The following is a 23,083-nucleotide window of genomic DNA, read 5'->3' as shown; positions in this document are numbered from 1 at the left end:
TTTAGGGAATTCACATGGCAGGCGAGACTCCGATCACCATCGTGGGCAATCTGACCGGCGACCCGGAACTGAGATTCATCCAGTCCGGCGCGGCGGTGGCCAACTTCACGGTGGCGTCCACCCCACGCACGTTCGATCGACAGACGAACGAGTTCAAGGACGGAGAAACCCTGTTCATGCGCTGCTCTCTGTGGCGCGAGGCCGCGGAGAACGTGGCCGAATCCCTCACCAAGGGCATGCGGGTCATCGTGACCGGCCGCTTGGTGTCGAGGTCGTGGGAGGCCAACGGTGAGAAGCGCACCGTCAACGAGATCCAGGTCGACGAGGTTGGCCCCAGCCTGCGTTACGCCACCGCCAAGGTGACGCGTACGCAGCGTTCAGGTGGCTCTGGCGGCTCCGGCGGCCAGGGTGGATTCTCGGGTGGCGGTGGCGGCTCCGCGCCGGCAGGCGGCTCCTCGAACGACCCGTGGGCCACGGCCCCCGCGTCCGACGAGCCCCCTTTCTAAAGCACTGATCCACTTCAGGAGTACCAACAATGCCCAAGCCCGACATTCGTAAGCCCCGCAAGAAGGTGAACCCTCTCAAGGCGGCCAAGGTCAAGACCGTTGACTACAAGGACACCGCCTTGCTGCGCAAGTTCATCTCCGACCGCGGGAAGATCCGTTCGCGCCGCGTGACCGGAGTGTCCACCCAGGAGCAGCGCGAGATCGCGCGCGCCATCAAGGTCGCACGCGAGATGGCCCTGCTCCCCTACGCCGGCTCCGGCCGCTGATCGGGGGTTAGACATGGCAAAGCTCATTCTGACCCACGAGGTCTCCGGTCTCGGCGTCGCGGGTGACGTCGTGGACGTCAAGGACGGTTACGCGAACAACTACCTCGTCCCTCGCAACCTGGCCACGCCGTGGTCCGCGGGTGCCGAGAAGCAGATCGACTCGATGCGCAAGGCGCGTCGCGACAAGGAGATCGCCAGCACCGAGGAGGCCCAGGCGGCCCGTGACTCGCTGCAGTCGAACCCCGTCAAGGTCGAGGCGAAGGCCGGCGAGTCCGGTCGTCTCTTCGGCGCCGTGACACCGGCCGACGTCGCGAACGCCATCGGCGACCGCGCCAAGGTCGACAAGCGTCGCATCCACATCGGCCAGGCGATCAAGGCGACCGGCACCTACTCCGTGCAGGTCACTCTGCACGACGAGGTGACGGCCACCGTCGAACTCCAGGTCGTCGCGGCCAAGTAGCACGTACCGCTGAGCCACAGGCACAGCGCGGGCCCCGGCCAGGAGTTCCCTCACAGGGGCTGCTGACCGGGGCCTTTGCTATGTCCGGACCCGTGTCGTTCCTGCACACGGGTATGACGTGCGGGGGGATGCGGCAGCAGAGTCTTCCCACAAGTCACGCCAGGCCCATCTGTCACAGCCGCGTGCAGAAGTGGCTGAACCGCCGCCCGGAGTGCGTTGAGGGCATGACCGGTCGGTGCACACTTTGGCGGGCGCGGCGGACGTCGTGGGGTCAGCGCGCCGGCAGTGGTCTATCCACCAGGGACGATGCTGCGGTGTGGATAACATCACTCCGACACGCCAGCACGCGACACGCCGGGCTGTTTTTCCCAGGAGTTCTCCCCAAGGGGGTGACCCCTATTCTCCCAGGTAGAGGTGACGACAGGGACAAATGTGATCGCTCATCCACATGCTCGTCCACAGGGGTACCCCGGGTTCATCCACAGGTCGTCCACTGTGCACACGGCGTGTCTCCACGGGTTGTCCACCGACGGCACTGCACCCGACTTGTGCCGCCGCGCCGGCGCCCCTAGGTTTGCGTGTCAGACCGACGAGGGACACTCGTGGCAACGATGCCGAGACAACTCCGTTCCGGTTCCAGCAGTGACAACAGCAGTGAGAGGACGTTCCCAGACGCATGTCGGTTGACGAGCTCGAAGCGGCCTACGGCCCAGAGCGAAACACGTATGACCGTCTCCCGCCCCAGAACGTGGAGGCGGAGCAGAGCGTCCTCGGGTCCATGCTGCTGTCCAAGGACGCGATGGCCGACGTCATCGAGTCCGTGCGTGGCGACGACTTCTACAAGCCCGCGCACGAGACCATCTTCGACATCGCGGTGAAGCTCTACAACTCCGGCGATCCCGTGGACGCCCTCACGGTCAGCGCCGAGCTGCAGCGCACCAACCAGCTGGGCCGCATCGGCGGCGCCGAGTACCTCCACACCCTGATCGCCATCGTGCCGTCCGCCGCCTCCGCCGGCTACTACGCGCGGCTCGTGCGAGAGCAGTCCATCCTCCGCCGCCTGGTCGAGGCCGGCACCCGCATCGCCGCCATGGGCTACGACTCCGACGGGGTCGAGGTCGACATGGTCGTCGACGGCGCGCAGGCGGAGATCTTCTCCGTCACGGAGCGCCGCAACTCCGAGGACTACCTCGCCATCGGCGATGTCATGGAGCAGACGCTCGAGCAGGTCGAGGCGTCGTCGAACCGCGACGGCCAGATGCTGGGGATCCCCACGGGGTTCCGCGATCTCGACGAGCTCACGGGAGGCTTCCAGGCGGGGCAGATGATCGTCCTCGCCGCCCGTCCCGCGATCGGCAAGTCGACCCTCGGGCTCGACATCGCGCGCTCGGCCTCCATCAAGCATGGCAAGCCTTCAGTGATCTTCTCGCTCGAGATGAGCCGGGAGGAGATCACCAAGCGCATGCTGTCCGCCGAGGCCGGGGTCAAGCTCTCCAAGCTCACCAAGGGGCCGATGGGCCCCAACGACTGGGAGCGGCTGGCCCAGACGGCCGCCAAGGTGTCGAAGGCGCCGCTGTTCATCGACGATTCTCCGAACATGTCGCTCATGGAGATCCGCGCCAAGTGCCGGCGTCTCAAGCAGCAGCACGGGCTCGAGCTGGTGGTCGTCGACTACCTCCAGCTGATGAGCTCCGGCCGCAAGGTCGAGTCGCGTCAGCAGGAGGTCTCCGAGTTCTCTCGTGCGCTCAAGCTGCTCTCGAAGGAGATCGAGGTCCCCGTGATCGCGATCTCGCAGTTGAACCGTGGCGCCGAACAGCGCACCGAGAAGCGGCCCATGCTCTCCGACATGCGTGAGTCCGGCGCGATCGAGCAGGATGCTGACATCGTGATCCTGCTGCACCGCGATGACGCCTACGACCGCGACAACCGCCCGGGCGAGGCCGACTTCATCGTCGCGAAGCACCGCGCCGGCCCCACTGACACCATCGCGGTGGCGTTCAAGAAGGACTACGCGCACTTCGCGGACATGGCGCCCGACCTGTAGCCCTCGAAGGAGAGCCGGGTGGCGGAACCCAACCGGCGCATCGGCCGCTCCGAATGCCTGCCGTGATGCGCGGGACCGCCCGCGCCGGTGTCGAGGAGGACGACATGCGTGGAAGCTTTCAGTGGACTGCCGGGATCATTGCTGCGGGACTGACGCTCGCGGGATGTGCGAGCGCCGATGCGGAGGCGCCTGCCTCTGGCGCGATGGAGTCCGGCACGCCCGGGGCTACGCCGTCGAGTTCTCCGTCACCGTCGCCCAGCGCTTCCGAGGCGCCGGAGAGCCCCTTCGCGTTCGAGGCGCAGACCGTCTCGGGAGAGATGCTGGACGGTGAGACGCTACGTGGACGCGACGTGATCCTGTGGTTCTGGGCACCGTGGTGCCCCACGTGCATGGTCGAGGGCAAGGAGCACGTGTCGCAGGCCATAGCGGAGCTTCCCGAGGGCGTCGAGATGGTGGGCATCGCGGGCCGCAGCGACGATGTGGCTGCGATGGAGGAGTTCCTCGACTGGACCGGCACCGGGGACGTCACGCACGTGATGGACATGGACGGCGAGATCTGGGAGGCGTTCGGCGTCCTTCAGCAGCCCGCGTTCGTATTCGTCAATGACGACGGCACCGGGACCAGGGCCGGCTCGGGCCTCAAGGCCGAGGACATCCTCGAGCGTGCCGAGGAGATGGCCGCCAGCTGACTCGCCGGCGCCTGATCGCGGGACCGGGCTCGTGCAGCTCAATCGGCGGTCGCGAGTGCGACGGCCGGATCGGCTAACCCCGTCGGGCCGCTCGCCGCATGGCGTCGAGGGTCGAGGCATCGGCCTTGGCCAGGGCGGCCGGGCCGGCGGGTGAACGCGAGACGCCAGCCGCGCCCTCGGGCTCCTGCGCAGAGGGGGTGTCGCCGCCCTGCAGCCGGGCGGCGACCAGGATGGCGACGGTGGCCAGCGCGATGACCGAGACAAACACGACGAGCGCCACGGTGCCCCATGACTCGATCCACGACGCCATTCCGGACTGCCATTGTGCGGTGGAGCTCAGTACGGGATTCAGGACGTCGACGCCGTGCCGGGGCAGCACTTCCGCGAGGCCGAACACCAAGACATACAGTCCCGCGACGACCATCAGTCCACCGCCGATCCGCATCAGCAACGGTGTGCGGCGGCGCATGGCGGCAGCGGCGGCAGCCCCAGCGACCGCGGCGATCATCGAGATCGCGAGGACCGAGGCCCCCATGCCCGCGCCGTAGATCACGAACGGCGTCACAGCGCCGGCCGGATTGGTGGCGGAGAGCGCGTGCGCCACCACGGCCAGGAACAGGCCGATGGTGCAGCTGAGGGACGCGACCGCGAACGACGCGCCGTACCCGACCTGCGACCAGAATGCGCGCCGTGGAGCGCCGCTCGAGACCCGCAGCCCCGGACTGCGCAGCTGGCCGCCCCTGAGCATCACGATGCCTAGCCAGATCAGCACGGCGCCAATCACGACGGTGACGTACGAGACGTACGGCAGCACCGATCCCTGCAGGCCCAGGCTGACGGCGCCGAAGAGCAGCCCGAACCCGGTGAACACGGCCATGAAGCCCAGGGTCATCGCCAGGCCGAAGCCCACCGCTCGGCGGAGGGCGACCGCGCGGGTGACTCCCGCATCGGCGCTGCCCGTGACGATCACGGTGATGTACGCCGGGAGTAGCGCGAAGCCGCACGGGTTGAAGGCGGCCACGGCTCCGAGCAACAGCACGTAGGCGGCGACGCTGGCGTCGATCATGGATGTCCCCTTCGTGGCGCATGGAAAGCCGACTCGTTGCTTCGTCCTCGATTCGGTGCGGCGAAGGGTTCGGATGGGTGCGAGTAGATCCACCATCGACGGTGGGAGGCACATTACGCGACAGAACTGACGGGCCAAGCGCGATCAGCCCAGAATCGTCAGCCGCGTCGTCACGGAGCAGTGCGCACAGCGAGAGGCTACAACTCGCCCTTTCGCTGCAGGAACGTCAGCGCCGCGTAGCCCAGGGGCACCCGGGCCCAGTATGTGATCAACCGATAGATGATCACCACCGGGGTACCGACAGACACGGGGATCCCCGCCGAGAACAGGCCGCCGATGAGCGCCGCCTCGACTGCGCCGAGACCACCGGGCGTGGGGACGATTGCGCCCGCCGCGTTCGACAGGAAGAACAGCACGGCGACGTCGATGACGGCGAGTTCCTGACCAAAAGCCTGGAGCGTGCAATAGAACGCGCCCACGTATGCGCCGGTCTGTAGGAGGTTTCCTCCCACCCCGAGCAGGAGTCGCATGGGCTGGCCCAGCACCTGCACCAACCTCGGCCACGTCTGGCGCAGCGGCGGCATGACCTTCGCGGAGGACCAGCGACGTACCGGCGGCACCAAGAGCGCCAGCACGACCACGGCGGCGACCGTGCCGATTCCCAGCAGCACCGCCGTGGAGGGCAGCGCCGCGAGAGTGCCTTCGGAGCCCGTGACGAGCGTCAGCACCAGCAGACCCAACACGGTCACGACGATCGCGCTCACCTGCACGAGAGCGACGGTGGCGACGGCGATCGGGCCAGCGACCCGCCGCTTGGTGAGGGTCCGCAGGTTCAATGCCGCAGGCCCCACGCCCGCAGGCACGGCCAGTGCGATGTAGGCGGCGGCGACCTGCACCATGACCACTCGGAACCACGGCAGCTTGATGGGCGAGAACGCGATCATCACGAGGGCCGCCCCAATGAAGGTCAGGAACGACCAGAGGAACGCCCCTACGATCCACCACGCGTTGGCCTCGCGGAGCGCCGCCACCACCTCTTGTGCGTTGAACCCTGCGATGAGGATCCCGCCCGCGATGACGGCGGCGGCGACCGTGAACACTGTGCGCCACCCGAACCGGGCGATGTTCTGCTGCTCGGTGTTTGCATCGGGGATGCGCTGGACGATCAGGGTGCGCAGTTGAGGAAGCAGCTTGTCGTGCGCCTTGACCGACTGGCGCGTCTCACGTGGGAGCACGATGAACTGCAGCAGCGGGGCGACCTGCTCGATCACGTCGTCGTCGAGCGCACGGAACGCAGCCGCCACCGCACGCCCGGGACCGACGATGGCCGCGGTCGCGGCGAGCACCTGCACGTCGTCAATGCGCCGGGACAGCCGCGATGCCGCGACCTCGCCCATCTCCCAGGTGGTGAGCCACACGATCGGGGCGCTGGTGCCGTCGTCCTCGCCGACCAGGATGGTGTGCGCGCTCAGGGCCCGGTGGGCGATGCCGGCATCGTGTGCGCGACTGACCTCGGCCCAGATCGCGTCGAGCATCTCATCGGTCACGTCGTCGGGGTCGGTGTCGCACAGGGCGCGCGAGGCGACGGGCCGCTGGTACACGGTGATCATGGTGTCGCGGGCCTGGCTCATGCCGAGCACCCGCGCGGTGCGCACGCCCGCCGTGCGCGCGGCGTGCGAGGCCAGTGCGGTCGACTCTGCGGTGTGTCGCAGGCTCATCTCCGCGCGGGTGTCGACGCCGCGGAACCGGATGGTTCCCCAGAACTTCGCCAAGAAGCCCGCGGTGTGCTGGTCTCCGTCCAGCGCATTGACTATCAGGTGGTGGCCCTCGACTGTGGTGACCGCGTAGACGCGACCCGAGCGCGTGCGGCCGATCGCCGCGGAGACGTCGTCGACGTCGGCCGGCTGGTAGGCGCCCCGCGCATCGGCCCTCACGAGGCGACGAGGCTCGAAGCCCGCGCGGCGAATGCCGTCCACGAGCGATTCGGAGTAGGCGCGGTCAGCGGTGGAGCCGAGCGCCCACCGCAGCAGCAGCCCGGTGACGCGGCCGATCAGCACGACCGTGATGGCGGCCGGCAGCGTGACGATCCCGGAGATGACGCCCACGGCGGCGGCGACCCACAGCAGTGACCACGAGATTGACAGCACGCGGCGCGTGGTGCGCAGCCCGGCGGCGGTGAGCATCGCGGAGACGGCAGCCAGATACGCCGGCAACTGGATGACCAGCTCCCCCTCGGCGCTACGGACCGACAGGCTCGACACCAGCTCCACGGCGCCGAACTCGCGTGTGGTGGTGATCGCGATGACGGTCGCGATGAAGGCGAGCACGGCGGCGCCCAGCACCTCGAGGATGCGGCGCGGCTCGCGGCGCACGGCCAGATCGATGATGACGGCGGCGGGCACGATCAGCGTGACGACGCCGGAGAAGATGTTGACCGGAGCGACCAGCAGGCGCTGCAGCAGTCGCGAGATGCCGCGCACATCCTCCGTGAATCCCTGCGTGGTTTCGAGGCTGTATGCCCCCAGCAGCAGCACCGCGACGATCGCGATGACCGTGCCGCTGGCAGCGATCAGGTCGGCGATGCGGTGAACCCTGGTTTCGGGCTCGTCGTGGATGATGACGCCGTCCAGCGGGTCGGTCGCGGGACTCTCCTGCGTCGAGGTGTCCGCGGCCATGGGGCGAGTCTATGAGTCGCGTCGCGCGATCAGGCGACCCCGAGTTCCACAAGCCACTCCTCGGGCACTAGCTCGGGTCCGATGAAGGACACGGCGTCGAGAGTCCAGTGCGCCAGAATCAGCGGTCCGAGCCTGCCTGTCCTGTGGAACACCCACGCGAACACGAGCCCCATCACGACGTTGCCGAGCGCCATCGGCCAGCCCTGATAGAGGTGATATGCGCCACGAAGTAGGGCCGATGCGACGATCGCCCCGGTCGCCGACCACCGCATCTCCTTGAGCCGAGTGACGAGGTAGCCCACGGCGATGGTCTCCTCCAGCACGCCCGCCACCGCCGCAGAGAACAGCAGGATCGTGGCCGCCCACCACGCATCGGGCAGTCCCGAGGTGTCGATGCGCACGGTCTGGCCGATCGCCCGCCCCGCCGCGTACAGCGCGAGCCCGGGCAGGCCGATCGCGGCCGCCAGTCCGAGCCCCAGCCCCAGGTCCCTCCACGCCGAGTGCTCGTGCCCCGTGATGCCGAGCCGTCGCAGCGCGCTCTTGCCGCCCGCGCTCAGCAGGAACAGCACCAGTGCCACAGGCATGAGCAAGTACAGCTGGCGCACCACCTGCTGGATCAGGTCCAGGTAGTCGATGTCGGAGCGCGACTGGTTCAGCTGAGTGGTCTGCTGCCCGATCGACGGCTCCGCGAGGTAGCGCTCGATCAGGCGCAGCGTGGCGGTGATCGCGTAGTAGCCCAGCGACAGCCCGAGCACGATGAGCACCTCGGCGCGCAGCCTGCGGCGACTTGGCTGTGCGCCGACCGGGTCCTCAGCATCCCTTGCGGCCGATGCGGGGGCTGGCTCCGGCGCGGCAGCGCGGCTATCTGCGTGGTCGTCCATGGTCACGCTCACCCTAACGACCGACCGCTGGAACCCGTGCCCGCCCCCTTAGCCCGCGCATCGGCCGGATAGCCTGACCGCATGCACGTCACGACACTGCGCCGATATCCCGTGAAGTCGATGGGCGGCGAGCCCCTCGAGTCCGTCGCGGTGGGCCAGCGCGGACTTGAGGGAGACCGGGCCTACGCGGTAAGGGACGCAGACTCGCGACTGGCCTCGGGCAAGAACACCCAGCGCCTGGTGCGCCGTGACGGGGTGTTCGAGTTCCGTGCACGGACAGAGGCGCTCGGCGTCGTGGTGACAGGGCCGGGCGGGCGTCACGGCCTGGTGGGCGAGCCGGAACTCGACGCGTGGCTGAGCGACAGGCTGGCCGCTCCCGTAGCCGTCGCCTCCGAGACGGACCTGCCCCACTTCGACGACGGCGCCGTGTCGCTTATCGGCACCGCGACTCTCGAGTGGTGCGCGCGCGAGCTGGGCGTCGATGCCGATGCGCGCCGGCTGCGCACCAACATCGTGGTCGCCACGTCGGAGCCCTTCGAGGAGGAAGCCTGGACGGGTCAGGTGCGCATCGGCGACGTGGTGTTCAGGCCCGCCGGGCGGGTCAAGCGCTGCCGCACGATTGATCTGGCGCAGGACGGCGTGGACACCACTACCCGCTGGCTCAAGGCTCTGGGTGCGGAGCGTGACATGCGCGTGGCGATCTACCTGGACGTGGTCGCCCCGGGCGAGATCGCGGTGGGCGACTCGGTGGAGTTGCTCTAGCAGCGCCACCCCCTTCGCCGCGCGCTGGAGGGACATGAGTGCAGGATTCGAGCCGGATCTCGCACTCATGTCCCTGTAGCGCGCAGTGGCGGGGCACGACCCAACGATTACCGGCTGCCGCTCCGTTGTCAGGGAGTAAGTGGGATGGTTCTGACGAGCGAATGGAGTGGCGATGGCGCGGTGGGAGCCGGTGCTCGACGAGGTGATGCGGCAGCGCACACCCCGCCTGCTCGCCTACGCGAGGCTGCTCACTCGGGACGACGCCGAGGCCGAGGACGTGCTTCAAGACGCGTTGGTGCGGTCGTTCTCGAAGGGCCGCGCCTTCCAGGACGCGGATCGCGCCGAGGCCTATGTGCGGCAGGCCATCCCTCACGTGTTCGTGGACCGGTACCGCTCCCGCCGTTCCCGAGAGGCCGCTCACGAGCGCCAGGCTCGGGCGGCGGGAGGCCACGCAGAACTCGGTGACCGAGCCGCGGTCCTCGACGTCCGCGCCGCGCTCGCGGAGTTGCCCCCGCGGCAACGCGCATGCATGGTGCTGCGGTTCTACGACGACCTCACCGTGCCACGGATCGCCGCCGAGCTGAGGCTCGCGGAGGGCACCGTGAAGCGCTACCTGGCGGACGCATCGGCCCGGCTTGCCGAAATGCTGGATGCGGAGGCGGACTGGGAGACGGAGCGCGAGCACGCTCCCGTGCAGGACGACGCGAAGGGAGGCCGGTGATGGACCGGCTCGAATCGATGATGGCGCAGTCAGTGAACGCTGATGCGGCGGGGCTCGATGGCGAGGCGTTCACCGCCCGCCACGGCGACACAGTGAGCGGACGGGTGCGCCGCAAGCGTCGCGGTCGCGCCGCGGGTGGAGCGGTCGCGGGACTCGGCGCGGTGGGCGCGGTCGCGCTCGCGGTGCCGATGCTCGGGAGCCCGGGCACGGTGCCCGCCACGCCTCTGGCGACCCCCTCGAGCAGCGCGAAGGCGTGCCTGACCGAGACAGTGTTCGACGACATCGATCCAGGAGCGTATTGGGACGTGATGTACCCGACGCCCCAGGCCACAGGCGCGGGGCAGTCGCGCTTTGTGGCTATGGCCAACACCGCGACCACTTTCGAGTACGACCCGGACCGTCCGTACACGTCCACGTACTACATATGGGACGTGCAGCGGCAGGCGTACCTGATGAGCGTCACGCTCGACTCGGCGGCCGCGGCGACCGTGACGCTCGCCGACGGAACCGAGATGGCGATCGATCCGACGGCAGACGAGCAGGGCGCGGACCAGGCGGTGGCGGTGGAATGGACGGACGTGGGTCGCTTCTCGATCGACTTCGGGTCGAGCGGCGACACCTTCAGTTACCGCACGGTCGACTCGGCCCAGACATCCGACCTCAGACCGGCCGACATGCTGGACGCCTCGGTCACCTCAACGCCTCCGTGCCCGTGGGCGCATCCAGCGGCAACCACCGAGCCTCCCCCTGGCCCGCCGGGATCCGCGAGTCCGACGCCCGAGCCATCGTCGAGGTGGGATTCAGGGATCGAGCCCGTGCCGCGCGCGACACCCGTGCCGGAATGGAGGGCGCCGAGCCCGCCACCCGAGTCCTTGATTCCGGACTAGCGGTCGTGCCGCGCGCGCTGGAGGGACATGAGTGCAAGATCTGGCGCAGATTCTGCACTCATGTCCCTCCAGCGCGCTGCGCGGGGTTGCGCTGCGCGGGGTCGCGCTGGGTGGGGTCGCGCTGGGCGGGGTCGCGCTGGGCGGGGTTGGGGTGAGCGCAGAGGGTGGCAACTCAGCGCAGGTAGTCGTCCACCAACTGCTCGGCCAGCCCCACGTAGGAGCCGGGTGTGAGCGCGGCCAGGCGCGACGCGGTCTCGGCAGGCAGCGGCAGCGACCCCACAAACCTCTGGATGGCTTCGGCGTCGATGACCTGGCCCCGCGTCAGGTCCTTGAGCCGCTCGTAGGGGTCCCCCATGCCGGCCACGCCCGCGATGGCGGCCGCGCGCATCGCCGACTGAATCGGCTCGGCAAGCACCTCCCACGAGGCGTCCAGGTCGGCGGCGAGAGTGGCCTCGTTCACGGTCAGCGTCTTCAGGCCGCGGCGCACGTTGTCGATCGCGAGCAGCGAGTGGCCGAACGCCACGCCGATGTTGCGCTGCGACGTCGAGTCGGTGAGGTCGCGCTGCAGTCGTGAGGTGACCAGGGTCGCACCCAGGGTGTCGAACAGCGCGGCGGAGATCTCGAGGTTCGCCTCGGCGTTCTCGAAGCGGATGGGGTTGATCTTGTGCGGCATCGCGCTCGAGCCGATCGAGCCCTTTGCTGCGGCCTGCGCGAAGTAGCCCAGCGAGATGTAGGTCCACACGTCGGTCGCGAGGTTGTGCAGCACGCGGCCGAAACGTGCGACGTCCGCGTACAGCTCGGCCTGCCAGTCGTGGCTCTCGATCTGCGTCGTCAGCGGGTTCCACGTGAGCCCCAGGCCCTCGACGAAGGTGCGCGACACCTGGATCCAGTCGGTGCCGGGGACGGCGGCCGTGTGCGCGCCGAAGGTGCCGGTCGCGCCATTGATCTTGCCCAGGAACTCCTGGCCGCGAACGCGGGCGAGCTGGCGCTCGAGACGATGCGCCAGGACCGCGATCTCCTTGCCCAGCGTGGTGGGCGTCGCGGTCTGGCCGTGGGTGCGCGACAGCATCGGCGCCCCCTTGGACGAGCGCGCGAGCGCCGCGATGTCCGCCACCAAGGACTCGGCGGCCGGGGTCCACACCTGCTCGACCGCACCCTTGACCATCAGGGCGTACGACAGGTTGTTGATGTCCTCCGACGTGCACGCGAAGTGCACCAGCTCGCTCAAGCCCGCGAGCGACGTGCCCTCGAGCCGGCGCTTGATGAAGTACTCGATGGCCTTGACGTCGTGGACCGTGACCTTCTCGATCTCGGCGTGCTCGGCAATCTCGTCGGCACCGAAGGTCGCGGGGATCGACCGCAGCAGTGCGACCTCGTCGCCCGTGAGCGCACGCACGCCCGGCACAGCATCGGTCGAGCACAGGTGGATGAACCACTCGACCTCGACGTGCAGCCGCGCGCGGTTGAGCGCGGGCTCCGAGAGGTGGTCGACCAGCGGCGCGGCCACGGGGCGATAGCGGCCGTCGAGGGGCCCCAGCGCGATGGCGGGCTCCACGTCGGTGAGGGGCACGAGGGCGGAGGGGTTCCAGTCGGTCACGGCGACCATTGTTCCACGCGCGCCCCCGCTCACCCCCGCGCGGGCCCGGACACTATCCACAACCCTCGCGCGACTGCCCCGAGAGCGCGCGGCGGAGCGCCCTAACGTCGAGCCATGACCGACCTCGCCACCGAATCGCCGGCCCCCGCGCCACTGCTGCTCCCGAGCCACCCGCTCGACGAGGCCCACGCGACGTTGGCGCGCGCGCTTGCGTCCCTTGCCGGCGCCCAGGACGTGGACTGGGTCTCGACAGCGGCCGCGCACTACCGATCGGAGCTCGCGGAGATGGAGGTTCAGGTGCGCCGGCTGATGGTGGCGGTCGACTGGGCGCGCGATGACTGGCACCGCGCGCGCACCCTGGCCTGGATGCACGGGCAGTGAGCGCCGGCACCCCTCCCCCGATCACCATCGGCGGCGGTGCCGGCGGCCACGCAGCGCTCACCGAGGACCTCGAACGCGCAAGCCGGGCGCTCGAGGGCGCCGCGTCCGAGGTCGATGAGGCTGCGCGCCAGTTGCGCATGGCCGTCTTCTGGCTCGAGCGCGCCATGGTGGATGCCCTTCCCCCGGTGCGGGGAGCCCTCCACGCGGCCGATGCGGGGGTCGCGGACGCACTCAACGGCACCGGCGGCGCAGGATTCGTCGCGGCCGAGCTGGCCGATGCGGGCGCCCGGCTGGCAACGGTCGCGCGCGCCTACGAGCAAGCGGAGGGGGCGGCCCAGCATCGCATCGGTGCCGGCGCGTGGATCAGCCGGGCCGGCGCCGACCTCGTCCACACGGGGCTGTTCTTTGCGCGCACGAACCTCGGGGTGGCCTGGAAGCTGAGCCCGCTGGGACTCGTGAGCGCCGCCGTGGTTGACGACCGCATCGGGGACGCGCTGTTGCCGGACGCACCGCCGCCCACCACCGGGTACCTCAATGGGCGCACCGTCGGCGCGGTCCTGGGCACTCTCGACGCGCCGCGCGGGCCCCTGCCCACGCAATACGAGGCGTCCGTCGGCTCGCTGGCGGCGGTGCTGGGCCTTCTCGAGTGGATGGGCGACGAGCCGCGCTACACGGGTGCCGTGCCGCGCATCGGGAGCGCCTCGGAGCGCCCCGCTCCGACTGGGGTTGCTGACCTGGTCGCAGGGATCGACGAGGTGCCCCTTGGCGGAGATGGCGCGGTCGCGATCGACACGATTGCCAGGGCCGACGGCTCCCGCGCTCACGTGGTCCGCATCCCGGGCACCCAGGACTTCTCCGTCACGGCCGCCTCGCCCTTCGACAACCGCACGAACACCGCGGCCGTGCTGGGCGGCGACACCGATGCTGCGCGCCTGGTGCGGGACGCCATGAGAGCCGCAGGCGTGCTCCCCACGGAGCCTGTGATGCTCGTGGGCCACAGCCAGGGCGGCATCGTCGCGGCCACGGTCGCCGCGAGCGGTTCGCCAGAGTTCGCCATCACGCACGTCTTGACGGCGGGCTCGCCGGTGGACCGGATCGCTCATCGTGAGGACGTCCAGTACCTGCACCTGTCGAGCGAGCAGGAGGTGGTACACCAGCTCGACGGCCGCGCTACCAGGGACCGGCCCCACGTCACGACGGTGGTCGCGGACCTGCGCGCATCGGCCGACACTGCTCTCGCGGGAGCCGCGACCGGACTGGTCTCCGCCCACCTCGTCTCGAGCTACGCGGCCACGGGCAGGGCCGCCGACGTGTCGCGCCACGGCTCGATGACCGCGTGGCGCGCGGGAGCCAGCGCCTTCATCGGCGACGGCACGGCATCGCGGCGCGAGTACGCGCCTACCTTCGCCGAGCGGCGTCGCACGCGGCGGGACCGAGGTACCCGCGCATCGGCCCCCTGCAGAGGGTTGCCGTGAGGCGAGGCCTCAGTCTCGGTTCGCCCCCACGATGGCGCTCATGATGGCCGAGGTGATCCCGATCACGATGGCCGCGAGCAGCGTCTGCCAGAACCCGCCGACGGACAGCGTCATGAAGTCCACGAACGACGACAGCCACGCGGTGAGCCACAGGATGAACCAGCTGATCACCAGCGCGAAGAGGCCGAGCGTGAGGATCGTGATCGGCAGCGTCAGCACGGCCAGGATCGGCTTGATGATCCTGTTAAGCAGCACGATGACGGCGCCGATCCCCAAGTAGGCCAGCGCGCGCGTCCACCACTCGGCCTCACCCCCGGAGACCTCCAGGTCGAGCGGCAGCAGTGAGGTGATCCATACGGCGACTGCGGTGACCGCCACTTGAGCCAAGAATTTCATGGCTACGAGTCTGGCACACCTGACATGCTGGGCACATGAATCTTCCCCGCCCCCGGCCAGCGATCGCCGCGCTTCCCAAGTACGTCCCCGGCGCTCGCGGCGAGGCCGATCGGCTTCCGCCCGTCAAGCTGTCGTCGAACGAGACGCCGTACGCGCCGCTGCCGTCCGTCGCGGCCGCGATCGCGGGCGCAGGTGAGGTCGCACACCGCTACCCCGACATGTTCGCGGTGGAGTTGCACGAGCGCATCGGCGAGCACCTGGGGCTCAGCGCGACATCGGTCGCGGTGGGAGGCGGATCGGTGGCCGCTCTGCAGCACGTGCTGCAGGCATACGCCGGCCCCGGCGACGAGGTGATCTTCCCGTGGCGCAGCTTCGAGGCGTACCCGATCCTCACCGCGGTGACCGGCGCGACCGCGGTGACGGTCCCCCTGACGGCCGATGCGCGCCACGACTTGGGTGCGATGGCGGCGGCGGTCACGGAGGCCACGCGCGTGATGCTGCTGTGCTCGCCCAATAACCCCACGGGGCCGTCCGTGCGGCTCGACGAGTTCGAGACCCTCATGGCCTCCGTACCCCGCCGGGTGCTGGTGGTGCTCGACGAGGCGTACGTGGAGTTCGTGCGCGACGGCGACACCGTGGACGGCCTTGCAGCATTGGGCCGCCATCCCAATCTGCTCATCGCGCGCACCTTCTCCAAGGCGTACGGCCTTGCGGCGCTGCGCGTGGGCTACGTCGCCGGATCCGAGGCGCTCATCGCGCCGGTGCGCGCCTGCGTCACGCCGTTCTCGGTCTCTGCTCCCGCCCAGGCTGCGGCGCTCGTGTCGCTGGCCGCGCGCGACGAACTGCTGGAGCGGGTCGACTCGCTCGTCGCCGAACGCGCCCGGGTGGTCGATGCGCTACGCGAGTCGGGCTGGGACGTTCCCGACGCGCAGGGCAACTTCGTCTGGCTGCCCGCGGGCGAGCGGACAGGCGAGATTGCATCGGCTCTCGCGGCGGAGGAGCCGGCCATCTTGGTGCGCCCGTTCGCCGGCGAGGGCATGCGCGTGACCATCGGCACACGTGCAGAGAATGACGCACTGCTGGCGGCGCTTGCGCAGGTGTAAACGCGGATCGCGCATTCGCTTGCATTGCATCCACTAGAATTTGTCGAACTCGACGGGCATTCGATGCGGCCCTTTCTCCGAATATCGCGAGGTGCACGTGGTGGGACAGGACACTTTGGCGGTGTCCTACGTAGTTCCGGTGCTGAATGAGGAGCTTTACGTACGGGCAACTGTCGAGAGCATCCTTTCGCAGGTTGGCGTGAAGGACCCTGAGGTCTTCCTGGTGCGCGGCACCTCGACGGATCGCACCGACGAGATCATCGACGAGCTCGCGGCGGTCCATCCCGAGATCACCGTCATCGAGAACCCCCGCAACGGCATCTCCATCGCCATGAATCTGGGCTTTGCCGCCGCCACCCGGGACATCGTGGTGCGGGTCGATGCGCATTCGGTGCTGCCGCCCGACTACACGCGCACCATGGCCGCGGCATTGCGCGAGTCCGGCGCCGTGAACGCGGGCGGCCGGATGAGGGCCGAGGGCCTGACCGCCTTCCAACGTGCCGTCGCGTGGGCCTACAACTCGCGGATTGGCCTCGGTGGAGGGATCTATCACGTGGGCGGTGCGTCAGGACCGGCCGAGTCCGCGTATCTGGGTGTGTTCCGCCGCGACGCGGTGCTCGAGGTCGGCGGATTCGACGAGACCCTGTCGCGCGGCGAGGACTGGGAGCTCAATCAGCGACTGCGCTCTGACGGCGGAGCGGTGTGGTTCGTGCCGGAGATCGAGGTGGTGTACCGGCCCCGGTCGACGGTCCGCACGCTGGCCAAGCAGTTCTTCGCCTCCGGCCATTGGCGCGGCGAGCTGATGCGACGCATGCCGGACCGCGTGTCCATCAGGTACCTGGTGCCGCCGCTGTTCGTCGTAGGGCTTGGTGCCGCGGTCGTGGCTGCGGGCGTGGCGCCCGCGGTCTCTGGTGTGGCGCGCACCGCGGCGCTCACCGTCGCGGCGCTGCCCGTCGCCGCGTACGCGGCATGGGTGGGAGCAGCCGTCGTGTCGCCCGGCGATCTGGACCGCTCGGCGCGACTGCGGCTGCTCGGCGTGATCCCGCTTACCCAGGTCTCTTGGGGAGTTGGCTGTTTGCTAGGTTTGGTCAGTCCGCGTCGCGGCCGTGGTGGTTTCCATGGGCGCTGACGGACCCGTGGAGGAGCACAGTGACTCAGACTGACTACAGTGAGCTGGCCCGTGAGGCGGGGCTCGAGCGAGTGGGGGCACGGCCGCCGCTCCCGGCGTACCTGAAGGATCTGTGGGCCACGCGGCATTTCGCGGTCTCGCTGGCACGGTTCCGCATCCAGGCGACGCTGGGTGAGAACCGGCTCGGGATCGGTTGGGTCGTGCTGCGGCCGATCCTGCTGGCGGTCATCTTTGGCACGATCTTTGGGCTCATCCTGTCGCGCGACACGCGTCCGGGCGTGAACTTCATCCCATTCCTCGTGGTCGGGATCTTCATCTTCGAGTTCTTCTCCAAGTCCTTCAGCGCGGGCGCGAAGTCCATCACCTCGAACTCGTCCCTGGTCCGAAGCCTGAGCTTCCCGCGCATGCTGCTGCCTCTCGCCCAGGTGATTCAGCAGGTGTTCGAGCTGATCCCGATGCTCGTGGTGATGGGCTTGATCCTGGTGATCTTCGGTGAGCCCGTGACATGGGAGTGGCTCATCGTGGTCCCGGTCATGGTGCTCATGACGCTGTTCAACGCGGGCATCGCGCTGATCGCCGCGCGACTGACGGTGCACGTGCGCGACGTGACGCAGATCATCCCGCTGGTGACGCGCGTGCTGTTCTACTCCAGCGGCATCTTCTACTCGCTCGAGGCCGTGCTCGAAGACCGGCCAGAGATCTTGGCTGTGGCGCAGCTCAACCCCGTGCACGGTTTCATCACGCTCGTGAGGCAGTTCACCGTGGAGGGATCGCCGCCGCTCGCGTATGGGGGCTGGATCGCCGTGGTGGTGGCCTCCGTCGTCGCCTTTATCGTCGGAGTGGTGTTCTTCTGGAGGGCGGAGGAGCGCTATGGCCACGACTGAGAAGGGCTCACCCGCGCTGACCGTCGTGGTCGACGATCTCCACGTCGACTACAAGGCGTACGCGTCTGGCAAGACCGCCAAGAGCCAGCGCGCCCTGATGACGCGGCAGCGTGGCGTCAGGGTGGTGCACGCGCTCAGGGGCGTGTCGTTCGTGGCACATGAGGGCGAGAGCATCGGCGTGATCGGGCACAACGGCTCGGGCAAGTCGACCTTGATGAGGTCGATCGCTGGCCTCACCTCCGCCACCTCGGGTGCCGTCTACGCCGCGAGCCGCCCCGCCCTGCTGGGAGTGAACGCCGCGCTCATCTCCGACCTGTCGGGCGAGAAGAACGTGATGCTCGGCGGTCTCGCGCTCGGCCACAAGCCCAAGGAGATCCGCGAGCGGTACGACGACATCGTGGAGTTCTCGGGACTCGAGGAGTTCATCGACCTGCCCATGAAGACGTACTCGTCGGGCATGCAGGCGCGGCTGCGCTTCTCGATCGCGCAGTCTCGCGACCACCAGGTGCTGCTCATCGACGAGGCCCTCGCGGTGGGCGACAAGGCCTTCCGAGCCAAGAGCGAGGCGCGCATCCGGGATCTCCGGGAGCAGGCCGGCACGGTGTTCCTGGTGAGCCACTCCATGCGTTCCATCATGGACACGTGCTCTCGAGTGATCTGGATCGACCACGGCGACCTCAAGATGGACGGCGACCCGCGAGAGGTCGTCGACGCCTACCAGGCATCCAAGTGAGTGGGGCCGCGGCGGCACCCGCATGACCCTGCACGCGTGGGTCGAGTCTCCGCTGCAGTTCCTCAACGCGGTGGAGTACGCGCATGCGTGTGATGCCGAGACCGTGATCCATCTGCGCCGGGACATCTCCACCCTGACTCGGATGGCCACTCTCCTCAAGCCTCACCTGCCGGCCGCCGTCTCGGTGGTGCCGGGCGGACGTTCGGCCGTGCTCTCGCGCTTCGCACTGTCTTCCGAGCGTGTCCTCGGCGACGCCTACTCCGGTCAGGTGCGCGCAGTGCTTGCTGGCGCTGGAGGCCGGCGCTGCGTGATCGTCGACGACGGCTCCGTGATGCTCGCCCTCGGGAAGCAGCTGGCCGACGGACGTCCCCTGCAGCGCCCGGGCAACGACGAGGGCTGGTCGATGCGGCGGCTGGGCGCCCTGGCGACGCGGCGGATCCGCCGCGGTATTGCCCGCGGGACGGTCGAGATCTTCACCGCGTACGGCTCACGCGCCCCGTTCCGCGAGTTGGCGCGGCTCGGCGCGCGTGTCACCAAAAACTCCTACGGCTGGGTGCGCGAGATTCAGCTGGAGGCCACTCGCGGCCTTCGCCCCACAGTGGTGGTCGGCGCCGCCTTGGTGCCGGATGGGCACCTTCGAGCCGAGCCGTATCTCGCCTGGCTGCGAGAGCGGGCGGCGGCGGGCGAGGTCACCTATATCCCGCATCGGCGGGAGCGCGGGCCGTGGCTGGACAGCATTGCGTCCATCCCGGGACTGGCCGTGCTTCACCCCGGCCTCCCGATAGAGGTGGTGCTGGCCGCCGCCTCGGATACCGTGGGGCACGTCGTGACGATGCCGTCCAGCGTCGTCGCCACCCTGCGTACGGTGCTTGCACCCGAGGTGAGCCTCGAGGTGCGAGTCATCCCGTCCGAATGGTGGTCGGATTCGGCGTCGCCGACGTTGAGGGCGATGATCGAGGCTATTTCGGAGGAGGACCCGACGTGACGGGAGATCACCCGCTGGCTGTGGCGGTCATCCCCGCGCGCGGCGGCTCCAAGGGCGTGCCCGGCAAGAATGTCGCTCCGGTGGGCGGCGTCCCCTTGGTGGCCCGAGCGATTCTGGCGGCGCGAGCCGCCCCCAGTATCGGCGCTGTCTATGTCACCACCGACGACGGTGAGGTCGCGGCAGTGGCCCGTGCTCACGGCGCTGAGGTCATCGACCGGCCCGCGACGTTGGCGACGGACACCGCGACGTCAGAGGACGCGCTGCTGCACGCGCTCGATCAGATCGAGGGCGTCACGGGCTCCCTGCCCACGGCGCTGGCCTTCCTGCAGTGCACGAGCCCGTTCATCGATTCGGGCGCCCTGGAGCGAGCAACGCGGCGCGTCCTGGAGGGCGATGACGACGCGGTCTTCTCCGCGTTCGAGACCTACGCCTTCCTCTGGCGGCAGGGGGACCAAGGCGCCGCAGGCGTGAACCACGACCACTCGTTCCGGCCCCGCCGGCAGGACCGCGAGCCCCACTTCCAGGAGACCGGGGCGTTCTATGTCATGCGGACCGCTGGGTTCCAGGAGGCCGGGTTCCGGTTCTTCGGTCGCGTGGGGCTCGAGCAGGTGCCGGAGGCTACCGCCGTCGAGATCGACACACCTGAGGAACTCGACGTGGCGCGTGCCATCGCGGCTCGGACCGGTGACACTGCGGGCGCGCGCCTCGACGTCGACGCGCTCGTCATGGACTTCGACGGGGTGCACACCGACGATCGGGTCACGGTCGATCAGGAAGGTGTCGAGTCGGTGCGCGTCAGCCGGTCCGACGGGATGGGAATCGGGATGCTGCGCGAGGCCGGACTGCCGATGCTGATCCTGTCGAAAGAGCGCAACCCGGTGGTGGCGGCCAGGGGGGCGAAGCTCGGCGTGGAGGTCATGCAGGGCATCGACGTCAAGGCGGAGGCGTTGCGTGACTGGTGCGAGGGCCGCGGCATCGACCTCGAGCGCGTGGCATACGTAGGCAATGACGTGAACGATGTCGAGTGCCTGCGCCTTGTCGGCTGGCCCGTCGTCGTCCCCGAGGCGAGCGCCGAAGTGGCGGCGCATGCGCGCATCGTGCTCACGCGGCCCGGTGGCGCCGGCGCGGTGCGGGAGCTCGCGGAGATGATCCTGAAGGGGCGCTGAGTGGAGTCGAACGCGCGCACCTCCGACCCCACGCGGAGCATGCTGGTGGTGGCCGACGCGGACTCGTACCTCAAGTGGGCGGTGACTCGCGCCCGCGAGGCTCAGGCTTCCTGGGACGTCGAGCTGGTGCTCGTGGACTCCGCCGTGACCCCCAGCGCGGAGCAGATCGCCGCGGCGGTTGACGGTCGGTGGCACGAGGTGCCCACGCCGATGTCGTTCGCAGACCTCGAACGCCGGCTCGTCTCGAGTCCTCCCGACGCCGTGCTCCTCGCCTGCAGGGGCCCCTTGATCGAGCTCGTGGTCGGCACGCTGTCGCGCGCGGGCGGAACGCAACCCGTGATCGCAAGCGGCATCCCGGGAATCTGGATGCCCCCTACGGCTCTGGGCCTCAGGCTGCGCAGCGGCACGGATGTGATGGTGGTGCATTCTCGCCGGGAGCGGCGTGCTGCGGCCGAACTCACGGGGGAGGGCGCGAGTCCACGAGAGTTCGCCCTCGCGAGTGTGGGAACGGCGACGACCCCTGTTGCCCCTGCGCCGCTGCGCTCAGTCATATTCGCTTCGCAGGCGCTCGTCCCGGCTGCCGCCGAGCATCGCGAGGCCATCGTGAAGGCGCTCGCGACGGTGGCGCACGCACACCCAGAGCTGTCCGTCGTGATCAAGGAGCGAGGCCGTGCGGGAGAGGAGCAGACCCACCGCGACCGTCAGCCGTTCCCGCAGATCCTCGACTCCGTGCCCGACAGGCCAGCCAATCTGGTGGTGGGGTACGGGCCGATGGCCGACTACCTCGAGCCCGGGGCCGCGCTGCTGACGGTCAGCTCGACGGCGGTGCTGGAGGCCGTCGCGCGCGGGGTGCCGGCGCTGTGCCTCGATGACTTCGGGATCAGCGTCGAGAACATCAACGTGGTCTTCGAGGGCTCGGGCCTCTTGGGCTCCCTCGATGACCTCGAGCGGCTCGACTTCCGGCTCCCGCATCCCGGGTGGCTGGACGACAACTACTTCCACGACCCGGCCGCGAACGATTGGCTTGAGGTGGTCGAGCGATTGGCGGACTCGGGCGAGCGGGCCGCAAGCGCCGGCCGCCGTGGTGGAGCCCGGGGTCGCATCGACGCAGTGCGCCGCGCGGCGCGGCGCTGGACGGCGCTGGGCTCCCGCGATGAGTGGTGGCGGCTGCCGGTGACGTGGACCGCAGCAGCGGTGGGAGTAGGCCTGCGCGTGGTGCGCCGCCACCGGCCTTGAGGCGCGCGGAGCGCGGCGCGTTACGATGGCCACTGCGACAAGTCCCGTAGCGGGGCAGATGTCTCGAGCACCTGGCGTGCTCGTCGCGTGAAGGGATTCGACCCGGATCGCGCTCCAAACCCGAAGGGAAATCAGTGTCTGACGCAGTGAAGATCGGCGACGTCCAGATCGGCGACGGCCAGCCCGTCTACGTGATCGCGGAGATCGGCCTCAACCACAACGGTGACGTCGAGAACGCCAAGAAGCTCATCGATGTCGCCGTCGATGCCGGCGCGCAGGCCGTGAAGTTCCAGAAGCGCACGCCGGAGATCTCGACGCCGGATCACATGAAGGCCACCCCCCGCGAGACTCCCTGGGGAACCATGACCTACCTCGAATACCGCTACAAGGTGGAGTTCGAGCAGGACGAGTACTCGGAGATCGACGCGTACTGCAAGGACAAGGGCGTGGTCTGGTTCGCCTCCCCGTGGGACGAGCCGTCGGTGGACTTCCTCGAGTCGATGGACGCGGTGGCCTACAAGATCGCCTCCGCCTCGGTGACGGACCTGGACATGCTGCGCAAGATCGCGGGCACCGGCAAGCCGGTAATCCTGTCGACCGGGATGTCGACCATCGAGCAGATCGACACGGCCGTGGAGACCCTCGGCAAGGACAACCTGATCATCCTGCACGCCACCTCGACCTACCCGCTTCCTGCGGAAGAGGCGAACTTGCGCACCATCCAGACCCTGAAGGACCGCTACGGCGTCCCGGTGGGGTACTCGGGCCACGAGCCGGGCCTGCAGATCTCTCTCGCGGCAGTGGCGCTCGGTGCGGTCGCGGTGGAGCGCCACATCACGCTCGACCGGACCATGTGGGGTTCGGACCACGCAGCCTCGCTGGAGCCGCAGGGCCTGCGCCACCTCGTACGCGACATCCGCATCATCGAGTCGGCTTTGGGCGACGGCGTGAAGCGCGTGTTCCCCGGAGAGCTCGCACCGCTCAGCAAGCTACGCCGCATCGGCGCCTGACTGCCTGGGCGCGCGGCGAGCGCGCCGCGCA

23 protein-coding genes are annotated in these 23,083 nt (G+C 69.2%); 18 read left to right on the top strand and 5 right to left on the bottom strand.

The annotated features are described in order from the left end of the window. Positions 1-14: 14 nt before the first annotated feature. The 5 genes from ACNI3K_RS02335 to ACNI3K_RS02315 all read left to right on the top strand — a co-directional run bounded on the left by ACNI3K_RS02335 (position 15) and on the right by ACNI3K_RS02315 (position 3,965). On the top strand, positions 15-506 hold the full coding sequence (locus ACNI3K_RS02335) for a single-stranded DNA-binding protein (protein WP_062137732.1): 492 nt from the start codon (positions 15-17) through the stop codon (positions 504-506). A 29-nt stretch (positions 507-535) separates the two neighbouring features. After that, positions 536-772: a 30S ribosomal protein S18 gene (gene rpsR / locus ACNI3K_RS02330; protein ID WP_419390247.1), complete on the top strand. Its 237-nt coding sequence runs from the start codon at positions 536-538 to the stop codon at positions 770-772. A 13-nt stretch (positions 773-785) separates the two neighbouring features. Continuing rightward, positions 786-1,232 carry a 50S ribosomal protein L9 gene (gene rplI, locus ACNI3K_RS02325; RefSeq protein ID WP_419390246.1) on the top strand — a complete coding sequence of 149 codons (447 nt, stop codon included), beginning with the start codon at positions 786-788 and terminating at the stop codon, positions 1,230-1,232. A gap of 676 nt (positions 1,233-1,908) precedes the next feature. Then, positions 1,909-3,276, top strand: coding sequence for a replicative DNA helicase (gene dnaB, locus ACNI3K_RS02320; protein ID WP_419390245.1), 1,368 nt, complete (start codon positions 1,909-1,911; stop codon positions 3,274-3,276). A 104-nt stretch (positions 3,277-3,380) separates the two neighbouring features. Next, positions 3,381-3,965, top strand: a complete 585-nt coding sequence (locus tag ACNI3K_RS02315; RefSeq protein ID WP_419390244.1) for a redoxin domain-containing protein — start codon at positions 3,381-3,383, stop codon at positions 3,963-3,965. Between the two features lie 73 nt (positions 3,966-4,038). Here ACNI3K_RS02315 and ACNI3K_RS02310 read toward each other — a convergent pair whose 3' ends face one another. From ACNI3K_RS02310 to ACNI3K_RS02300, 3 genes are all read right to left on the bottom strand, one after another. Then, positions 4,039-5,031: a cytochrome c biogenesis CcdA family protein gene (locus tag ACNI3K_RS02310; RefSeq protein ID WP_419390243.1), complete on the bottom strand. Its 993-nt coding sequence runs from the start codon at positions 5,029-5,031 to the stop codon at positions 4,039-4,041. Positions 5,032-5,228: 197 nt separating this feature from the next. After that, the gene (locus ACNI3K_RS02305) at positions 5,229-7,706 is read right to left on the bottom strand and encodes a flippase-like domain-containing protein (protein ID WP_419390242.1); all 2,478 of its coding nucleotides are present in this window, start codon (positions 7,704-7,706) and stop codon (positions 5,229-5,231) included. A gap of 29 nt (positions 7,707-7,735) precedes the next feature. Then, positions 7,736-8,587, bottom strand: coding sequence for a CPBP family intramembrane glutamic endopeptidase (locus ACNI3K_RS02300; RefSeq protein WP_419391088.1), 852 nt, complete (start codon positions 8,585-8,587; stop codon positions 7,736-7,738). Between the two features lie 81 nt (positions 8,588-8,668). Here ACNI3K_RS02300 and ACNI3K_RS02295 point away from each other — a divergent pair, with 81 nt between their 5' ends. The 3 genes from ACNI3K_RS02295 (at position 8,669) to ACNI3K_RS02285 (ending at position 10,957) form a co-directional block, all read left to right on the top strand. Continuing rightward, on the top strand, positions 8,669-9,349 hold the full coding sequence (locus tag ACNI3K_RS02295) for an MOSC domain-containing protein (RefSeq protein ID WP_419390241.1): 681 nt from the start codon (positions 8,669-8,671) through the stop codon (positions 9,347-9,349). Positions 9,350-9,521: 172 nt separating this feature from the next. Beyond that, complete coding sequence (locus ACNI3K_RS02290) at positions 9,522-10,070, top strand: sigma-70 family RNA polymerase sigma factor (protein ID WP_419390240.1); 549 nt, start codon at positions 9,522-9,524, stop codon at positions 10,068-10,070. Beyond that, positions 10,070-10,957 (top strand): hypothetical protein, encoded by an 888-nt coding sequence (locus ACNI3K_RS02285; RefSeq protein WP_419390239.1) that lies wholly within the window; start codon positions 10,070-10,072, stop codon positions 10,955-10,957. The genes ACNI3K_RS02290 and ACNI3K_RS02285 overlap by 1 nt, the downstream gene beginning before the upstream one ends. Before the next feature lie 172 nt (positions 10,958-11,129). Here the strand turns inward: ACNI3K_RS02285 and purB are convergent, their stop codons facing one another. Further along, positions 11,130-12,563 carry an adenylosuccinate lyase gene (gene purB / locus ACNI3K_RS02280; protein ID WP_419390238.1) on the bottom strand — a complete coding sequence of 478 codons (1,434 nt, stop codon included), beginning with the start codon at positions 12,561-12,563 and terminating at the stop codon, positions 11,130-11,132. 105 nt (positions 12,564-12,668) lie between these two features. Between purB and ACNI3K_RS02275 the strand changes: the two genes are divergently transcribed. Then, complete coding sequence (locus ACNI3K_RS02275; protein ID WP_419390237.1) at positions 12,669-12,935, top strand: hypothetical protein; 267 nt, start codon at positions 12,669-12,671, stop codon at positions 12,933-12,935. Beyond that, on the top strand, positions 12,932-14,410 hold the full coding sequence (locus ACNI3K_RS02270) for a PGAP1-like alpha/beta domain-containing protein (protein WP_419390236.1): 1,479 nt from the start codon (positions 12,932-12,934) through the stop codon (positions 14,408-14,410). The genes ACNI3K_RS02275 and ACNI3K_RS02270 overlap by 4 nt, the downstream gene beginning before the upstream one ends. Positions 14,411-14,419: 9 nt before the next feature. Here ACNI3K_RS02270 and ACNI3K_RS02265 read toward each other — a convergent pair whose 3' ends face one another. Continuing rightward, positions 14,420-14,806, bottom strand: coding sequence for a phage holin family protein (locus ACNI3K_RS02265; protein WP_419390235.1), 387 nt, complete (start codon positions 14,804-14,806; stop codon positions 14,420-14,422). A 35-nt stretch (positions 14,807-14,841) separates the two neighbouring features. Between ACNI3K_RS02265 and hisC the strand changes: the two genes are divergently transcribed. The 8 genes from hisC to ACNI3K_RS02225 all read left to right on the top strand — a co-directional run bounded on the left by hisC (position 14,842) and on the right by ACNI3K_RS02225 (position 23,052). Next, positions 14,842-15,909, top strand: coding sequence for a histidinol-phosphate transaminase (hisC, locus tag ACNI3K_RS02260; protein ID WP_419390234.1), 1,068 nt, complete (start codon positions 14,842-14,844; stop codon positions 15,907-15,909). A 100-nt stretch (positions 15,910-16,009) separates the two neighbouring features. After that, complete coding sequence (locus ACNI3K_RS02255; RefSeq protein WP_419390233.1) at positions 16,010-17,038, top strand: glycosyltransferase family 2 protein; 1,029 nt, start codon at positions 16,010-16,012, stop codon at positions 17,036-17,038. Between the two features lie 20 nt (positions 17,039-17,058). Next, the gene (locus ACNI3K_RS02250; RefSeq protein ID WP_419390232.1) at positions 17,059-17,922 is read left to right on the top strand and encodes an ABC transporter permease; all 864 of its coding nucleotides are present in this window, start codon (positions 17,059-17,061) and stop codon (positions 17,920-17,922) included. Next, complete coding sequence (locus ACNI3K_RS02245; RefSeq protein WP_419390231.1) at positions 17,909-18,655, top strand: ABC transporter ATP-binding protein; 747 nt, start codon at positions 17,909-17,911, stop codon at positions 18,653-18,655. The genes ACNI3K_RS02250 and ACNI3K_RS02245 overlap by 14 nt, the downstream gene beginning before the upstream one ends. A gap of 22 nt (positions 18,656-18,677) precedes the next feature. Then, positions 18,678-19,640, top strand: a complete 963-nt coding sequence (locus ACNI3K_RS02240; protein WP_419390230.1) for a hypothetical protein — start codon at positions 18,678-18,680, stop codon at positions 19,638-19,640. Next, positions 19,637-20,806 carry a cytidylyltransferase domain-containing protein gene (locus ACNI3K_RS02235; RefSeq protein ID WP_419390229.1) on the top strand — a complete coding sequence of 390 codons (1,170 nt, stop codon included), beginning with the start codon at positions 19,637-19,639 and terminating at the stop codon, positions 20,804-20,806. The genes ACNI3K_RS02240 and ACNI3K_RS02235 overlap by 4 nt, the downstream gene beginning before the upstream one ends. Continuing rightward, positions 20,807-22,042, top strand: coding sequence for a DUF6716 putative glycosyltransferase (locus ACNI3K_RS02230; RefSeq protein ID WP_419390228.1), 1,236 nt, complete (start codon positions 20,807-20,809; stop codon positions 22,040-22,042). A gap of 134 nt (positions 22,043-22,176) precedes the next feature. Continuing rightward, positions 22,177-23,052 carry an N-acetylneuraminate synthase family protein gene (locus ACNI3K_RS02225; RefSeq protein WP_419390227.1) on the top strand — a complete coding sequence of 292 codons (876 nt, stop codon included), beginning with the start codon at positions 22,177-22,179 and terminating at the stop codon, positions 23,050-23,052. Positions 23,053-23,083 lie beyond the last annotated feature (31 nt).

The sequence above is a fragment of the Demequina ureilytica genome, assembly GCF_048553575.1.
Lineage (GTDB): Bacteria > Actinomycetota > Actinomycetes > Actinomycetales > Demequinaceae > Demequina.
Note: the sequence above shows the minus strand (reverse complement) of the source record. Positions and strands in the feature narration are given on the sequence as shown.

Coding starts and splice junctions, on each gene's coding strand:
- hisC (WP_419390234.1), top strand. CDS start 14,842: ATGAATCTTCCCCGCCCCCGGCCAGCGATCGCCGCGCTTCCCAAGTAC.
- ACNI3K_RS02315 (WP_419390244.1), top strand. CDS start 3,381: ATGCGTGGAAGCTTTCAGTGGACTGCCGGGATCATTGCTGCGGGACTG.
- ACNI3K_RS02240 (WP_419390230.1), top strand. CDS start 18,678: ATGACCCTGCACGCGTGGGTCGAGTCTCCGCTGCAGTTCCTCAACGCG.
- purB (WP_419390238.1), bottom strand. CDS start 12,563: ATGGTCGCCGTGACCGACTGGAACCCCTCCGCCCTCGTGCCCCTCACC.
- ACNI3K_RS02295 (WP_419390241.1), top strand. CDS start 8,669: ATGCACGTCACGACACTGCGCCGATATCCCGTGAAGTCGATGGGCGGC.
- ACNI3K_RS02310 (WP_419390243.1), bottom strand. CDS start 5,031: ATGATCGACGCCAGCGTCGCCGCCTACGTGCTGTTGCTCGGAGCCGTG.
- ACNI3K_RS02300 (WP_419391088.1), bottom strand. CDS start 8,587: ATGGACGACCACGCAGATAGCCGCGCTGCCGCGCCGGAGCCAGCCCCC.
- ACNI3K_RS02290 (WP_419390240.1), top strand. CDS start 9,522: ATGGCGCGGTGGGAGCCGGTGCTCGACGAGGTGATGCGGCAGCGCACA.
- ACNI3K_RS02285 (WP_419390239.1), top strand. CDS start 10,070: ATGGACCGGCTCGAATCGATGATGGCGCAGTCAGTGAACGCTGATGCG.
- rplI (WP_419390246.1), top strand. CDS start 786: ATGGCAAAGCTCATTCTGACCCACGAGGTCTCCGGTCTCGGCGTCGCG.
- ACNI3K_RS02335 (WP_062137732.1), top strand. CDS start 15: ATGGCAGGCGAGACTCCGATCACCATCGTGGGCAATCTGACCGGCGAC.
- ACNI3K_RS02275 (WP_419390237.1), top strand. CDS start 12,669: ATGACCGACCTCGCCACCGAATCGCCGGCCCCCGCGCCACTGCTGCTC.
- rpsR (WP_419390247.1), top strand. CDS start 536: ATGCCCAAGCCCGACATTCGTAAGCCCCGCAAGAAGGTGAACCCTCTC.
- dnaB (WP_419390245.1), top strand. CDS start 1,909: ATGTCGGTTGACGAGCTCGAAGCGGCCTACGGCCCAGAGCGAAACACG.
- ACNI3K_RS02305 (WP_419390242.1), bottom strand. CDS start 7,706: ATGGCCGCGGACACCTCGACGCAGGAGAGTCCCGCGACCGACCCGCTG.
- ACNI3K_RS02265 (WP_419390235.1), bottom strand. CDS start 14,806: ATGAAATTCTTGGCTCAAGTGGCGGTCACCGCAGTCGCCGTATGGATC.
- ACNI3K_RS02245 (WP_419390231.1), top strand. CDS start 17,909: ATGGCCACGACTGAGAAGGGCTCACCCGCGCTGACCGTCGTGGTCGAC.